A 13,617-nucleotide genomic window follows, 5' to 3' on the forward strand; every position below is an offset into this window, starting at 1 on the left:
AAAACCGGGCTCTGACCCCGGTTTTAAGCAATTGCTTCAGGTACTTAGCGCCTTGCGCAGCCAGGCCAGCGTCGCGTCGCCGATGCCCGGCCCCATGCGCAGCAGGGGTTCCGTCGCCGTGGCCTTGCGGAACGCGTCGACGTCTTGCGGGTCCGTGCCGACCATGTCGTGGAACAGGGCCATCCATTGGCGTCCCAGGTCGCGCGCGCGCGGGCCTGTTGCGTCCGGATCGGCCTTGATCTCGGCCTGTACTTGCGCGATCAGCGGCGTCCATTCGTGGCCGCGCGCGGCGATGTGGCGGCGCATGCGGTCGAGGACTTCCGGCCGCAGGTATTTCGCCCACGTGTCGGATTTCAGCTCGCCGACGGCGGCCTTCACGTAGTCGAAAATCTGCGCGGGCATGCCGACGGCGTCCTTTTCGCGCTCGACCATCGCGTTCAGCTTTGCCTGCAGCGCCGCGTCGCCTCCGGTGTCGCGGTCGAATGTCTGCAGCCAGCGCAGTGCAAAAGCCTTGGCGGCATCCGAGCCGGGGGGCACTTGCGATTCGATCAGGCCGCGCACCTGTTCGACCATCGCCTGCCATTGCGCCTGGGCGGCGTCGCTGCGGACCATCGGCAGCCGTTCCAGTTCCTCCTTGGTGAAATAGCGTTCGTACACGTTGATCATGTCCATGGTGTTCTCCAATGTGGTGAGCCACGTGGACAGGTCCGGCGCGCTGCCTTGCACGAGTTGCGCGCGCACGCGCAGCAGCTGGTCGCGCAGGCGCCTGGCTTCCGCCATGCGCGTTTCGAGCGCTTCCAGCTGGCGGTCGACGATCGCCAGCGGCGAGCCGGCCGGACTGTCCAGCGTGAGGGCGATGTCGGCGAGGCTCAGGCCGAACGCGCGCAGGGCCTGGATGCGGTGCAGGCGGGCCACGTCGTCGCGGTCGTAGAGCCGGTAGCCGGCATCGGAACGCGCGGAAGGGCGGAGCAGGCCGATGCCGTCGTAGTGGTGCAGGGTGCGCACCGTCAGGTTGGCCAGGGCGGCCAGCTCTCCTACTTTCAGCATCGTTCGTCTCCGTTCTTCAGCGTGCGGACAGTCTCGGGCCTCACGTTAGGTGAGGGTCAAGCGGTACGCGCCTCGCGCAACGCGCGCGCCTCGTGCCACAACGTGACGAACAAGGTCATCACGACGGGCCCGACGAACAGCCCGATGAGACCCAGCGTCTCGACGCCGCCGAGGATGCCCAGCAGGACGGCGACGAACGGCAGCTGCGTCGCATTGCCGATCATCGCCGGCCGCACGAAGTGATCCGCGATGAACAGGATGATGGCGCCCCACACGAGGATCGCGATCGCCGCGATCGTCGCGCCCTGGTACGCGAGCAGCGCGGCGGCGGCGCCGAAGGCGAGCGGGGCGCCGAACGGGATGATGGCGAGGACGCCCGTCGCGGCGGCCCACAGCACGGCCGACGGCAGGCCCGCGATCTGGTAGCCGATGCCCAGCAGCACGCCTTCCGCGAGACCGACGAGCACCAGGCCGTTGACGGTGGCGCGCACCGCGACGGGCACCTTCAGCGAGAACAAGGTCCAGCGCCGCGTGCCGATCAGGTGCGCGCCGATGGCGTCCGTCTGGCGCTGCAGCGCGGCCCCGTCCTTGTAGAAGAAGAACAGGCACAGGAAGGCGAACAGCATGTCGACGAGGCGGTGCATGACGCCGCTGCCGACCCGTTTCAGCACTTCGCTGGCGGTCTGCATGCGACCCACGGAGCCGTCCTGCAGCAGGTGCGCGAGGCCGTGCGGCTGGCCGAGCGTGGCCAGCCACCAGTTGTAGATGGCGTCGCCGGCGAACGGGATGCCGTGCAGCCACTCGGGCGCCGCGAGGCCTTCCGTATTGGCGCTCGCGACCAGCTGCGCCAGCGCGGGCGCCTGGCGCGCGGCCGACGTGACGCCCAGCGCGAGCGGCGCGATGAACACGATGGCGACGATGACCGTGACGAGGGCCGCCGCGACGATCGTGCGCCCGCCCAGCGCCGTGCGGACGCGCGCGTACAGCGGCCATGTGGCGATGCACAGGATCGCGGCCCACAGCAGCGGCAGGATGAAGCGCTGCGTCACGAACAGGGCACACAGGACGATCGCCAGCGAAAAGCCGGCGCTCATTACGTCGCGTTGGTTGTCGGTCATTACTCCTCCGGTGGATGGGCCATCTTACCAAAGCGTCATCGCCGGGTAAGTAGTGTTGCCGATTATTAAGTGGTCGACTTAAGCGTGTATTAACAGCGGCTGCCCGTCCGTGCATGTCGCCCGCAGGCGGTACAATACCGGACCTTCTTTCCATCTTTTCATTAGAGAACGCCATGGCCGTCAATTCCCCCCTGCCCGTCGCCGCCGAACTGAAACCCGTCGCCGGCATCGAACTCGGTTACGCCGAAGCCGGCATCAAGAAGCCGAACCGCAAGGATGTGCTGGTGATGAAGCTCGCCGAAGGGGCGACCGTCGCCGGCGTGTTCACCAAGAACCGCTTCTGCGCGGCGCCGGTCCAGGTGAGCAAGGCGAATCTCGAAGCGGTCAAAGGTGGCGGCAAGCCGATCCGCGCGCTGGTCGTCAACACGGGCAACGCGAACGCGGGTACCGGCGAGCCGGGCCTGCAGAACGCGCAGGCCACGTGCGCCGAAGTGGCACGCCTGCTGGGTCTCGACGCGCAGCAGGTGCTGCCGTTCTCCACCGGCGTGATCCTGGAACCGCTGCCGGTGCAAAAGATCGTCGCGGGCCTGCCGGCCGCCATTGCGAACCTGAAGGCGGACAACTGGTTCAACGCGGCCGAAGCCATCATGACGACGGACACGCAGCCGAAAGCGGCGTCGCTGACGACCACCATCGGCGGCCACGCCGTCACGATGACCGGCATCAGCAAGGGCGCCGGCATGATCAAGCCGAACATGGCGACGATGCTGGGCTATCTCGCCTTCGACGCGAAGGTCGCGCAACCCGTGCTGGACGAACTCGTGAAGTACGCGGCCGACCGCTCGTTCAACAGCATCACGATCGACGGCGACACGTCGACCAACGATTCGTTCATCCTCGTCGCCACGGGCGCGGGTTCGCTCGTCGTCGATTCGACCGACAGCCCGGACTACGCAGCGCTGCGCGACGCCGTCACCGGCATCTCGCGCCATCTGGCACAGCAGATCATCCGCGACGGCGAAGGCGCCACCAAGTTCATCACGATCACCGTGGAGCAGGGCCGCGACATGGAAGAATGCCGCAAGATCGCCTACGCCATCGCCCACTCGCCGCTCGTGAAGACCGCGTTCTTCGCATCGGACCCGAACCTGGGCCGCATCCTGGCCGCCATCGGCTACGCGGGCGTCGACGATCTCGATACGGCGAAGCTCGACCTGTACCTGGACGACGTCCTCGTCGCCAAGGCCGGCGGCCGCAATCCCGAGTACAAGGAAGAGGATGGCCAGCGCGTGATGAAGAAGGCCGAGATCCTCGTGCGCGTCGTGCTCGCGCGCGGCGAGGCGGATGCCACCGTGTGGACCTGCGACCTGTCGCACGACTACGTCTCGATCAACGCCGACTACCGTTCCTGACCCGATGAACCAGCTGGAGAATTTCCTGCACCGCGCCGAAGCCCTGCTGGCGCGCGTGGAGGCGTTATTGCCGCCCGCGGCGCCGCGCGATCCGGATTTCCGCCACGGTTACGCCTACCGCTGGCGCAAGCGCCCGGGCGCGGGCAACGTCAAGTACCTGCAGGCCGTGGCGCACACGGCCAGCATCCGCCTGGACGACCTGCAGCACATCGGTCCGCAGAAAGAGCAGATCGAGCAGAACACGCGCCAGTTCGTGACCAAACGCCCCGCCAACAACGTGCTGCTGACGGGCGCGCGCGGCACCGGTAAATCGTCGCTGATCAAGGCGTGCCTGAATCAGTTCGCGCCGCAGGGCCTGCGCCTGATCGAAGTGGACAAGGCCGACCTGGCCGACCTGCCGGACATCGTCGACCTCGTCGCGGGCCGGCCGGAGCGCTTCGTGATCTTTTGCGACGACCTCAGTTTCGAAGAGGGCGAGGCGGGCTACAAGGCGCTGAAGGTGGCGCTCGATGGCAGCATTGCGGCGCAGTCGGACAATGTGCTGATCTACGCGACGTCGAACCGCCGTCACCTGATGCCGGAAAAATTCTCGGACAACGCCGGCTACAAGCACGTGGCCGACGACGACCTGCACCCGGCCGAGACGGTCGAGGAAAAGATTTCGCTGTCCGAACGCTTCGGCCTGTGGCTGTCGTTCTATCCGTTCAAGCAGGACGACTACCTGGACATCGTCGGCCACTGGCTGGCGAGCTTCGGCTGCACGCCGGAGCAGATCGAGGGCGCGCGCGGCGATGCGCTGCGCTGGGCGCTGGGCCGCGGCTCGCGCTCGGGCCGCGTCGCGTGGCAGTTCGCCAAGGACTACGCGGGCAAGCTGCCGCCCGCGCCGGACCAGGAACAGGTCGATGTCTGAGAAGCCGGTCGATGTGGCCGTGGGCGTGCTGATGCGCCCGAACGGCGACGTGCTGCTGGGCCAGCGCCCGGACGGCAAGCCGTATGCCGGCTACTGGGAATTCCCGGGCGGGAAGGTCGAGCCGGGCGAGGACATCTTCCACGCGCTGCAGCGCGAATTCGTCGAAGAACTGGGCGTGACGGTGATCTCGGCGGAGCCGTGGTGCTGCGTCGAACACGTGTACGAGCACGCGCACGTGCGGCTGTATTTCTACATCAGCCGCGAGTGGGAAGGTGAGCCGCAAAGCCTGGAAGGGCAGGCGTTCGCGTGGCAGGGCGCGTATGCCGTCAGTCCTCTGCTGCCGGCGACGATTCCGCTGCTCGAGTGGCTGGACCAGGTGCGGTACGCGGGGCATTCCGGCGCCTGATCCGTTCCGCCGCCGCATCCAGGTCACGCGTGTCGTGCCGGCGGCGGCGCTCGCGCCAGCGTTTCCACGCGTCGCAGCCGTCGCAGACATCGCACAGATCGCACGCGTCGCAGGGTAGATGCCGCGGCACGCCGCCGCAGTGGTGGTGGCCGTCGCACGGAAAATGGCAGTGGCCGGGGCCGTCGCAGGGCACGTCGCACGGCGCGTCGCAGAATCCCTGCTGGCGTCGCACGCGCGGATGGAGCACGGGCGCGGGCGGGCGCGGCATCTGCCGGTGCACGTGGCCGCACAGCGCGAGGCGGCGGTCGAGCAGTCCGAGTCCGCGCCTGAGCCCGAAGCGCGCGATGACCGCGTGGCCATACGCCGAGCAGCTGTCACCGCCCGTCGCCACGCGCAGCGCGCAGGAAAAGCCCTTGTACGGAGAGATGAAACGCTGGTAGAAGCGGATGGCGGCCAGCGCCAGTGCGGCGGCCTTCACGCGAACTTATTCTTTCGAGACGGATTCGTCGTCGGCATCGCCCGGCGGCGCGCCGGGAATCGTGTATTTCTCTTCGGCCCAGGCGCCCAGGTCGATTTGCTTGCAGCGTTCGGAACAGAATGGGCGGAATTTGTTTTCCGGCTTCCATTCGACCTTCTTGCCGCAGGTGGGGCAGGATACGACGGTCATGGTGTGCTTCTAAAAATTGCAGAGTGTGAGTTCGAACGGGACGTCTTCTTCCAGCGGCTTCGGTTTCAGGTCGCCGCCCTGGGTCGTGAAGCGTACCCACAGCATGTACTTGTTGGCGGAGATTTCCGGGATCGCGCCGAGCGACTCGTCCACCGACAGGCGCAGCATCTGGTACACCTTACCTTGCAACATCTGCTGGTAGCTGCCGGACGAGGCGATCATCTTGACGGGGCCGCCGGAATTGCGCAGCAGGCGCAGCACGAGGGCCAGGGCCTCGAACAGCGGAGCCAGCGGGGCGAACCACGCCATGATGTCGGCGTGGCGTTGTTCGGTCGGGCGCCGCTGCCACGCGTGGTAGGACGGCAGGTCGAATTCGCAGGCGCCGCCGGGGATGATCGTGCGGCCGCGGATGCTCATCAGCCATTCGTTGTCGCGCACGTTCTGGCCCGTCTTGCCCTGGGCGTTGACGAGGGCGTTGCTGACCGTGTCGAGCTCGGCCAGTACGGCGTCGAGCATGTCCCTGGCGACGGCGGGATTGCTGCGGTAGCCCAGCAGGCTCTGCTTCTGGCGTTCGAGTTCCTGCAGCAGGTCGGACTTGAGGTCCGCGCGGCCCGCCACTTCCAGCATGTCGAAGATCGTCGCGAGCGCGACATGGTGCTGCAGAGGATGTTCCTGGGCTACAAAGAATTTGAACTTCTCGTACAGGTCCTCCAGCCGCAACAACGTGCGAATTCGCTCGTTGAATGGGTATTCATAGACGATCAAAATGTCATTCCTCTCATTCCCCTGAATGTAGGCTGGCGAGTAACCTCGTGATTCTGAACCATGATGCACAAAATTACAAACGCTGGCTTGGCGGCATTGTTAATCTTGCCGCTTCGTCAAGATAAAAGCGGTGCAAGCGTTCCACTTGCGGCAACAGGGCGTCGATGCCGGCGTCGTTCAGGATCACGTCGTCCGCTTCTTCCAGGCGGCGCGCCCGCGTCACCTGGGCCGCCATGATGGCACGGACCTGGTCTTCCGCCATGCCGTTGCGGGCCATCACGCGTGCAACCTGCGTTTCTTCCGAACAGTCGATCGCGAGCACGCGCGCGACGCGCTCGCGCCAGGTGCCCGATTCGATCAGCAGCGGCACGACGAAGATCGTGTAAGGACCATCCGCGAGCAGGGCGGCGGCGGCCGTCGCGTCGCGGATGCGGGGATGCAGGATGCCCTCCAGGCGGGCGCGCGCGGATGGGTCGGAGAACACGAGCGCGCGCATTTTCGCGCGGTCGAGGGCGCCGTCCGGCGTGGCGTAGTCGGGACCGAATGCCGCGATCAGCGCGGGCATCGCGGCGCCGTGCGGGGCCGTGAGGCTGTGGGCGATCTGGTCGGTGTCGATGACGGCGGCGCCGCGCGCGGCGAACAGGTCGGCCACGGTCGTCTTGCCGCAGCCGATGCCACCGGTGAGCCCTACCGCAAAACGTGAAGCTGTCTCCATGCGATCCTCGGGCCCGGCGCGAGGCTAGACCAAGAAACCCTGCGCGTAGCGGGTGAGTGGTATTCCGTACAAGAGTGCGATCATACCAGCCGCGGCGAGATACGGTCCGAAGGGAATCGGATTGTTGCGGTCGCGGCGGGCGAACACGATCAGCGAGATGCCGACGAGGGCGCCGACGACGGACGACAGGATGATAATGGTCGGCAACATCGCCCAGCCCATCCACGCGCCCAGCGCGGCGAGCAGCTTGAAGTCGCCGTAACCCATGCCTTCCTTGCCGGTGGCGAGCTTGAACAGCCAGTACACGGCCCACAGCGCCAGGTAGCCGGCCATGGCGCCGATCACGGCGTCGCGCAGCGGGACGATGGTGCCGTTCAGGTTCACGAGCAGGCCCAGCCAGAGCAGCGGATACGTGAGGTCGTCCGGCAATGTCTTCGTGTCGTAGTCGATCAGCGTCATCGCGATGAGGAAGTACGCGAACGCGAGGCTCGCGAGGCCCAGCCAGCCGCTGCCGAAATGCCAGACCAGCACGGCCGACAGCAGGCCCGTGACGGCTTCCACGATCGGATAGCGGGGCGAGATCGGCGCCTTGCACGCGCTGCATTTGCCTCGTAGGGCCAGCCAGCTGACGATCGGGATGTTTTCCAGCGCCGTGATCTGGTGGCCGCAGTGCGGGCAGGCGGAGCGGGGCACCATCAGGTTGAAGCGGTCCGGGTGCGGCAGGTCCTTGCCCGCTTCGTGCGCGATGTAGTTGTCGAGTTCGCGCTGCGCCATCACGGGCAGGCGGTACACGACCACGTTCAGGAAGCTGCCGATCAACAGGCCGAACAAGGCGGCGGCGAGGGTCGCGGCGAGGGTCGCCGGGGCGGCGAAGAGCAGGGTTTCCATGAGTACGATGATCCGATGGGTGGCTGATTCCGTGGATCAACTATTCTAGGGGTTTTCCCGCTCTTTGGGCAGCACAATGAGGCGCCGCCGCCACGTTCAAGCCGCCTGCGGCTGCGCGATCAGGTCGAACAGGCGCTCCAGCGGCACCGGCCGGCCCGGCAGCCAGCCCTGCACGAGGGGACAGCCGAACTGGCGCAGATAGCCCAGCTGGGCATCGGTCTCGACGCCTTCCGCGACCACCGTCAGCTTCATGTGCCGGCCGAGGTCGAGGAGCGAACGCACGATGGCGCAATCGTTGCGGTCGTACGGCACGCCGGCCATGAACAGCCGGTCGATCTTGAGCGAGCCGATCGGCAGGTTCTTCAGCAGCGACAGCGACGAATAGCCCATGCCGAAGTCGTCCAGGCCGATGCCGAAGCCGCGCCGGCGCAGTTCGCGCATGATGGCGATCGATTTATCGGCATGCTTCATCACGACGCCTTCCGTCAGTTCGAGGCAGATGCCGCGGGGATCGACGCCGGCCGCCGCGGCGATGGCCGTCAGCCGGTCCGGCAGTTCGGCATCGATGAATTCCGGCGCCGCCATGTTGACGTGCACGCGCACGCGGGTCAGCCCGGCCGCGCGCAGGCGGGCGAGGTCGTGGCAGGCCTGGCGCACGACCCAGCGGCCGATGTCGACGATCAGGCGGCTCTGCTCCGCCAGCGGAATGAACACGTTCGGCGGGACGATCTCGCCGTTCGGCCGGCGCCAGCGGATCAGCGCCTCGACGGCCTCGATGTCCATGTCGGTGGTCGTGCGGATCGGCTGGTACTCGAGGAAGAATTCGCCGCGCCGGATCGCGCAATGCAGGTCGGTCAGCAGGCCGATGCGGTGGCCCGCGTCGGCCGGCGCGCCGTCGCCGCTGAAGCGGCTGGCCAGGTTGCGCCCGTTCCGCTTGCTGGCGTACATGGCGGCATCGGCCGCGTGCAGCAGTTCGCGCGTGCAGCCGCCGTGGTCGGGATACGTGCTGATGCCGATGCTCGCCGACACCGCGAGCCGGTGCTCGCCGTAGACGAAGCGGCGCCGCGCCGCGTCCAGCACCGACTCGGCGACACGTTCCAGTTCCTGCGGCGCGACGCCGGGCGCCGACAGCAGCGCGAACTCGTCGCCGCCCAGGCGGCCGATGCGCCAGCCGGGCGGCGCCAGCGCGCGCAGGCGGGACGCGAACGCCGTCAGCACGACGTTGCCGGCGTCGTGGCCGAAGGCATCGTTGATGGGCTTGAACTGGTCGAGGTCGACGAACAGCACGCCGAACGTCTGCCCGGCCCGCGCGTCGCGGCACTGGCGGTCGACCTGGTCGTAGAAATGGGCGCGGTTGGCCAGGCCCGTCATCTCGTCCGTCTGCGCACGCACGCGGATGCGCTCCTGCTGCGTCATGCGCTCGACGGCCTGGGCGATCATCGCGGAGATCGATTTCGCCAGGCCCGGCAACTGCGCGTCCGGCTGGCGCTGCTGGACGCTGAAGAATTCGAGCACGCCGGGCCGCATCAGGCACGCGTCCGACGCGACGAACGTCACGGGGAAGAAGTACGCCGACTGCAGGCCGCACGCGCGCGCCGCCTCCGCCCGCAACAGGTCGGCCGTGCCGCTCGCATCCTCGATCCAGCGGGCCTCGCCGCTGTCCCACACGGTGCCGATCAGGCCTTCGCCGGGCGCCATCGTCAGGCGCGCGCTCGCGGCCCGGAACGGTGCCAGCGCCTGCCGCGGCGCCTGCCACGCGTAGCGGCAGCGCAGCGTGCCGGTGCGGTCGTCGAGGGCCCAGAATGCGCCCCATTCCCAGCCCAGTTCCTCGCACACGAGTTGCAGGATGCCGGTGACGGCGTCGTCGATGCTGTCGGTGCCCACCAGGTATTGCGTGAGCGCGAAATTGAACCGCTCGCGCGCGGCGGCCTGCCGGGCGGCCGTCACGTCGACGAGGATGCCCGTGGCGGACGTGTCGATCTGCTGCAGGCGCAGCCAGCGCAGGCCGAGTCCATCGGTGTGGACGCGGAATTCGCATTCGGCGCCGGCGTCGCCTTTCTTGATGCGGTCGAGGGTGGTATGCACGGCGGCGCGGTCGTCCGGCTCGATGCGCGCGAGGCAATCCGGATGCCGGCCGGTGCCGAAGAACGATGCGGCCACGGCCGACAGCGTGATGCCGCCACCCGCGCGGTCGAGCCACCAGCGGCCGAGTCCGGCCAGGCGGTCGCCCGCGTCGTCATGGAGGAGAGAGATGTCGATGTTCTGCATGTAATGTCAGGCGTGCACCAGAACCGGACGGGCGGTTTCGATTTGCACTGAAACGGGCTGGTTGCCATCGTAGTATTGGACTACCCCGTACAATGCAAGTTACATGCCGGTGTCCGATCCGGCCTATTGGAGCCACCATGAAACGCCATTTTGTCCTGCTGTTGACCGCACTTGCCGCCGCCACCGCATTCGCCCAGACCACCGTGCCGAACCCGCTGGCACCGGACAAGGGCGCGCCGACCGCGCCCGCGGCCAGCAAGCCCGCGCCGAAGAAAGAAGCGTCCGGCGGCGGCGCGGGCAAGGTGTGGGCGAACAGCGCCAGCAAGGTCTACCATTGCGAGGGCAGCAAGTACTACGGCAAGACCAGGAAGGGCGAGTACATGACGGAAGCGGACGCCAAGGGGAAGGGCTATCACGGCGTGGGCGGCAAGACCTGCGGCTGACGGGCCGCGGGCCATGCCGATACGCCCACCGCCGCGAGCACGAACGCGATGCCGGCGAATTGCCGCGGTCCCACCGGCTCGTCCAGCAGCAGGGCCGCCAGCAGCAGCGCGGCCACGGGTGCCAGCGCCGTGAACAGTGCGGCCTCCGTCCCGCCGACGCGGGCGGTGCCCGCATACCACAGCAGGAACCCGCCGACCGTCGGCAGCAGCGCATAGTAGCCGACGGCGAGCAGCGCGGCCGGCGTCACGGCCGCCATCGAACCGCGTTCGGCCAGCGCGAACGGTAGCGACGCGGCGAGGCCGATGGCGCTCATCAGCGTCGACAGGGCGAGCGGAGACATCGCGATCCGCACCCGCTTGTTGAGCAGGATGAACAGGGCTTCGCACAGCACGGCGCCGAAGACGAGTGCATTGCCCGTCAACGACCCCGCGCCGCCGGCCGCCGGCTGCAGCACGGACAGGCCGACGCCCGCGAGCAGCACGGTCGCGATCAACGCGGGCCGCGGCCGCTCGCCGAGCACGAGCACGGCCACGACGGCCGACACGACGGGCAGGGTGCCGAGGATGACGCCGGCATCGAGCGCCGACGTCGCGCGCAGCCCGGCCATCAGCAGCGCCGTGTACCCGGCCGTGCCGGCCAGCCCCTGCACGAGCAGGAGGGCGCCGTCGCGCCAGCCCGGCCGCGGCAGGCGCTGGCCGGAGACGCGCAGCAGCACGAGAAAACAGGGCAGCGCGAGCGCGAAGCGCAGCGCGGTGGCCGTGAACGGCGGCAGGCCGGCGGCGGCGATCTTGCTGGCCACGACGGTGCTGCCGACGAGTACCATGGCCAGCGTCAGGTACAGGTAACCCAGGGTTTTAGCGGACACGGCGTTCTCCTCGTCATCGACATGGGAACGCAGGTTAGTCCTCGTGTGCGCGCCGGTATTGAACGAAATTGCAGGCGTACGCGCCGGGCGTGATGCCGTAGGTGCGGATGAACAGGCGCGTCATGTGGCTCTGGTCGGCAAAACCGCTGGCGGCGGCCGCGTCCGCCAGCGTCGACCCGCGCGCCAGCAATGCACGGGCCGCGTCGATGCGGCGCTGGATCAGGTAGGCGTGCGGTGTCAGCCCCGTCGCCCGCGCGAACTGCCGCACGAGCTGGAAGCGGCTGAGCCCACAGGCTGCAGCCAGGTCGGCGAGACTGGGCGCGGCGGCCGGCGCGTCGTCGATCATTGCCCGCGCCCGCGCGATCGCGGCCGTGACCGACGTGGGCCGGTCGGGTCGTGCATCGCCTTGCAGGCCATGCAGCAATTCGAGAAGCAATTGCTCGCGCAGGAGGGCGGTCGCCTCGCCCGTGACGGCCGCGTACAGCCGCCGGAAACAGTCGGCCAGTGCGGCATGGTGGGCGACCGGCAGGTGAAACGCGTAATCGCGGCGGGCGCCTTCGCTCAGGTCGGCCGCGACGGTATCGGCGAGATGCGGCGGCAGGTACAGCATGCGCCACGCGCGGGGCGCGCCGCCGAGCGGGGCGCCGTCGTGCACTTCGCCCGGATTCACCGTGATGATGTCGCCGGCCAGCGCCTCGACCTGGCCGCGCCCGCTGCTCGACGTCTGGCCGCCGGCCAGCATGAGGCCGACGCCGTACTGGTCATGGCTGTGGCGCGCGAAGACGTGGTCGCTGCGCGCTTCCACGGCCTGCACCCCCGGCACCGCGGCACGGACGATCCTGAAATCGGCGCTTTTCCTGGACTTGGGCATCTACTCAGTGTACCAGCCGTGCAAATCGGGCAACTGCGCGATCGCCTCGGCCATGGCGCGGTAGCCCGCATCCCCCGGATGCAGGTGATCGCCCGAATCGAAACCGGCCCGCAGGCGGCGCGGCCGGGCAGGGTCGCGCAGGACGGCGTCGAAGTCGACGACGGCATCGAACACGCCGGCCGTGCGGATCCAGTCGTTCAACTGCCGGCGCAGGCGTTCCTTGGCGGGACTGTAGTGGCCGGCGTACGGCGTGCCGGCGAGGGCGCCTTCGAACGGCGGCAATGTCGCCGCCGTCACGCGTACGCCCCGGACGTGGCTGGCAGCGACCAATTGCCGGTACGCGGCCGTGAGTTCCTCCAGCGTGGCGGGACGCTCGCCCGGCGCGAACGGACTGCCGGGCCAGCCGATGTCGTTAATGCCGAGCAGTACGATGACATCCGACACGCCGGGCTGGCTCAATACATCCTGTTCGAGGCGGGCGAGGGCGCTCGCGCCCATGCCGTCGCGCGCCAGCCGTCCGCCCGAGATGCCGGCATTGGCGACGGCGATGCCGTGCGGCGCCAGCCGTTCGGCCAGGATGTCCGGCCAGCGGCGGTCCGCGTCCGGCGTCGAGCCGTTGCCGTCCGTGATCGAATCGCCGAGCGCGACGACGGTGCGCGCGGGTTGTGGGGTCTCGACCAGGACGGCGCTCAGGAACAAACGGCCGCCGACATTGGCGCTGTCGATCTGCACGGTCTGCTGCGCGCCCCAATGGAAACTGGCGACGTTCGTCGGCGCGGGCAGCCGCGTCGTCACGGCCAGCCGGGACAGCGGCCGCACGGGGAGGGCGAGCGGATCGCTCGTCACCGTGGCGCCCGGCAGGATGGATGCGCCCGATTGCCCGGAAAACGTCAGCGCCCGCGCCGCGTGCGGGTCGTCGGCGGGGCCGACGCGCACGGCGCCGAGCCTGACCGGTTCATGACCGTACCGGTTCGAGAACACCAGCCGGATGCGCTGCCCGCCCGCGCTCAGGCGGACGGTCTCGCGCAGGGTCGCGTTGTCGAGCCTGGTGGGGACATTCATCGGCAGCGTGAAACTGCCGTCCCAGGCGGGTTGCGGGGCCGCGTACCAGGACGTGGCCCAGTGCTCGCCCGCCGGCGCGTCGGGTGCGGCGAGCAGCAGGGAGAGAGTGAGTGCGGCGATCGGTTTGGACATGGTGGGCTCCTTGGTTGAGGACTCCACATTAGGTCATTCTGGAGTGG

15 protein-coding genes are annotated in these 13,617 nt (G+C 68.4%); 4 read left to right on the top strand and 11 right to left on the bottom strand.

The genetic code is table 11. From position 1 onward, the window contains the following. Positions 1–36: 36 nt before the first annotated feature. Together ACEN98_RS20995 and ACEN98_RS21000 are read right to left on the bottom strand one after the other, a co-directional pair. On the bottom strand, positions 37–1,047 hold the full coding sequence (locus tag ACEN98_RS20995) for a MerR family transcriptional regulator (RefSeq protein ID WP_413386908.1): 1,011 nt from the start codon (positions 1,045–1,047) through the stop codon (positions 37–39). A 56-nt stretch (positions 1,048–1,103) separates the two neighbouring features. Next, complete coding sequence (locus ACEN98_RS21000) at positions 1,104–2,165, bottom strand: AI-2E family transporter (RefSeq protein WP_413386910.1); 1,062 nt, start codon at positions 2,163–2,165, stop codon at positions 1,104–1,106. Between the two features lie 173 nt (positions 2,166–2,338). On the opposite strand from ACEN98_RS21000, the gene argJ reads away from it, so the two are divergent. The 3 genes from argJ to ACEN98_RS21015 are packed head-to-tail and all read left to right on the top strand — an operon-like array spanning position 2,339 to position 4,893. Further along, positions 2,339–3,577, top strand: a complete 1,239-nt coding sequence (gene argJ / locus ACEN98_RS21005; RefSeq protein WP_413386912.1) for a bifunctional glutamate N-acetyltransferase/amino-acid acetyltransferase ArgJ — start codon at positions 2,339–2,341, stop codon at positions 3,575–3,577. Between the two features lie 4 nt (positions 3,578–3,581). Beyond that, positions 3,582–4,487: an ATP-binding protein gene (locus ACEN98_RS21010; protein ID WP_413386913.1), complete on the top strand. Its 906-nt coding sequence runs from the start codon at positions 3,582–3,584 to the stop codon at positions 4,485–4,487. After that, a complete protein-coding gene (locus ACEN98_RS21015; protein WP_413386914.1) occupies positions 4,480–4,893 on the top strand; it encodes an NUDIX domain-containing protein in 414 nt (137 codons plus the stop codon). Before ACEN98_RS21010 ends, ACEN98_RS21015 begins: the two co-directional genes overlap by 8 nt. Here the strand turns inward: ACEN98_RS21015 and yidD are convergent. The 6 genes from yidD to ACEN98_RS21045 all read right to left on the bottom strand — a co-directional run bounded on the left by yidD (position 4,814) and on the right by ACEN98_RS21045 (position 10,196). Next, positions 4,814–5,371 (bottom strand): membrane protein insertion efficiency factor YidD, encoded by a 558-nt coding sequence (gene yidD / locus ACEN98_RS21020; protein WP_413386915.1) that lies wholly within the window; start codon positions 5,369–5,371, stop codon positions 4,814–4,816. The two genes, ACEN98_RS21015 and yidD, sit on opposite strands and share 80 nt — an antisense overlap. A gap of 6 nt (positions 5,372–5,377) precedes the next feature. Next, positions 5,378–5,560 (bottom strand): DNA gyrase inhibitor YacG, encoded by a 183-nt coding sequence (gene yacG / locus ACEN98_RS21025; RefSeq protein ID WP_371763541.1) that lies wholly within the window; start codon positions 5,558–5,560, stop codon positions 5,378–5,380. 9 nt (positions 5,561–5,569) lie between these two features. Beyond that, complete coding sequence (gene zapD, locus ACEN98_RS21030; RefSeq protein ID WP_413342473.1) at positions 5,570–6,325, bottom strand: cell division protein ZapD; 756 nt, start codon at positions 6,323–6,325, stop codon at positions 5,570–5,572. A gap of 73 nt (positions 6,326–6,398) precedes the next feature. Then, positions 6,399–7,040, bottom strand: a complete 642-nt coding sequence (gene coaE, locus ACEN98_RS21035; protein WP_413386916.1) for a dephospho-CoA kinase — start codon at positions 7,038–7,040, stop codon at positions 6,399–6,401. 24 nt (positions 7,041–7,064) lie between these two features. Then, positions 7,065–7,928, bottom strand: a complete 864-nt coding sequence (locus ACEN98_RS21040) for a prepilin peptidase (protein ID WP_413386917.1) — start codon at positions 7,926–7,928, stop codon at positions 7,065–7,067. 96 nt (positions 7,929–8,024) lie between these two features. Further along, the gene (locus ACEN98_RS21045) at positions 8,025–10,196 is read right to left on the bottom strand and encodes an EAL domain-containing protein (protein WP_413386918.1); all 2,172 of its coding nucleotides are present in this window, start codon (positions 10,194–10,196) and stop codon (positions 8,025–8,027) included. 137 nt (positions 10,197–10,333) lie between these two features. Here ACEN98_RS21045 and ACEN98_RS21050 point away from each other — a divergent pair, with 137 nt between their 5' ends. Continuing rightward, on the top strand, positions 10,334–10,639 hold the full coding sequence (locus tag ACEN98_RS21050; protein WP_413386919.1) for a hypothetical protein: 306 nt from the start codon (positions 10,334–10,336) through the stop codon (positions 10,637–10,639). Here the strand turns inward: ACEN98_RS21050 and ACEN98_RS21055 are convergent. The 3 genes from ACEN98_RS21055 to ACEN98_RS21065 are packed head-to-tail and all read right to left on the bottom strand — an operon-like array spanning position 10,609 to position 13,570. Further along, positions 10,609–11,505: a DMT family transporter gene (locus ACEN98_RS21055; RefSeq protein ID WP_413386920.1), complete on the bottom strand. Its 897-nt coding sequence runs from the start codon at positions 11,503–11,505 to the stop codon at positions 10,609–10,611. The two genes, ACEN98_RS21050 and ACEN98_RS21055, sit on opposite strands and share 31 nt — an antisense overlap. Positions 11,506–11,539: 34 nt before the next feature. Continuing rightward, complete coding sequence (locus ACEN98_RS21060) at positions 11,540–12,376, bottom strand: AraC family transcriptional regulator (protein WP_413386921.1); 837 nt, start codon at positions 12,374–12,376, stop codon at positions 11,540–11,542. Beyond that, entirely contained in the window at positions 12,377–13,570 is a 1,194-nt protein-coding gene (locus ACEN98_RS21065) for an SGNH/GDSL hydrolase family protein (protein ID WP_413386922.1), read from the bottom strand. It lies immediately after the preceding gene. Positions 13,571–13,617 lie beyond the last annotated feature (47 nt).

The organism is Massilia sp. CT11-137, from assembly GCF_047302885.1.
GTDB lineage: Bacteria > Pseudomonadota > Gammaproteobacteria > Burkholderiales > Burkholderiaceae_D > Telluria > Telluria orientalis.

What these genes read in the sequence shown, in the direction of transcription:
- ACEN98_RS20995 (WP_413386908.1), bottom strand. Translation starts at nt 1,047, where the DNA reads ATGCTGAAAGTAGGAGAGCTGGCCGCCCTGGCCAACCTGACGGTGCGC.
- ACEN98_RS21000 (WP_413386910.1), bottom strand. Translation starts at nt 2,165, where the DNA reads ATGACCGACAACCAACGCGACGTAATGAGCGCCGGCTTTTCGCTGGCG.
- argJ (WP_413386912.1), top strand. Translation starts at nt 2,339, where the DNA reads ATGGCCGTCAATTCCCCCCTGCCCGTCGCCGCCGAACTGAAACCCGTC.
- ACEN98_RS21010 (WP_413386913.1), top strand. Translation starts at nt 3,582, where the DNA reads ATGAACCAGCTGGAGAATTTCCTGCACCGCGCCGAAGCCCTGCTGGCG.
- ACEN98_RS21015 (WP_413386914.1), top strand. Translation starts at nt 4,480, where the DNA reads ATGTCTGAGAAGCCGGTCGATGTGGCCGTGGGCGTGCTGATGCGCCCG.
- yacG (WP_371763541.1), bottom strand. Translation starts at nt 5,560, where the DNA reads ATGACCGTCGTATCCTGCCCCACCTGCGGCAAGAAGGTCGAATGGAAG.
- coaE (WP_413386916.1), bottom strand. Translation starts at nt 7,040, where the DNA reads ATGGAGACAGCTTCACGTTTTGCGGTAGGGCTCACCGGTGGCATCGGC.
- ACEN98_RS21040 (WP_413386917.1), bottom strand. Translation starts at nt 7,928, where the DNA reads ATGGAAACCCTGCTCTTCGCCGCCCCGGCGACCCTCGCCGCGACCCTC.
- ACEN98_RS21045 (WP_413386918.1), bottom strand. Translation starts at nt 10,196, where the DNA reads ATGCAGAACATCGACATCTCTCTCCTCCATGACGACGCGGGCGACCGC.
- ACEN98_RS21050 (WP_413386919.1), top strand. Translation starts at nt 10,334, where the DNA reads ATGAAACGCCATTTTGTCCTGCTGTTGACCGCACTTGCCGCCGCCACC.
- ACEN98_RS21060 (WP_413386921.1), bottom strand. Translation starts at nt 12,376, where the DNA reads ATGCCCAAGTCCAGGAAAAGCGCCGATTTCAGGATCGTCCGTGCCGCG.
- ACEN98_RS21065 (WP_413386922.1), bottom strand. Translation starts at nt 13,570, where the DNA reads ATGTCCAAACCGATCGCCGCACTCACTCTCTCCCTGCTGCTCGCCGCA.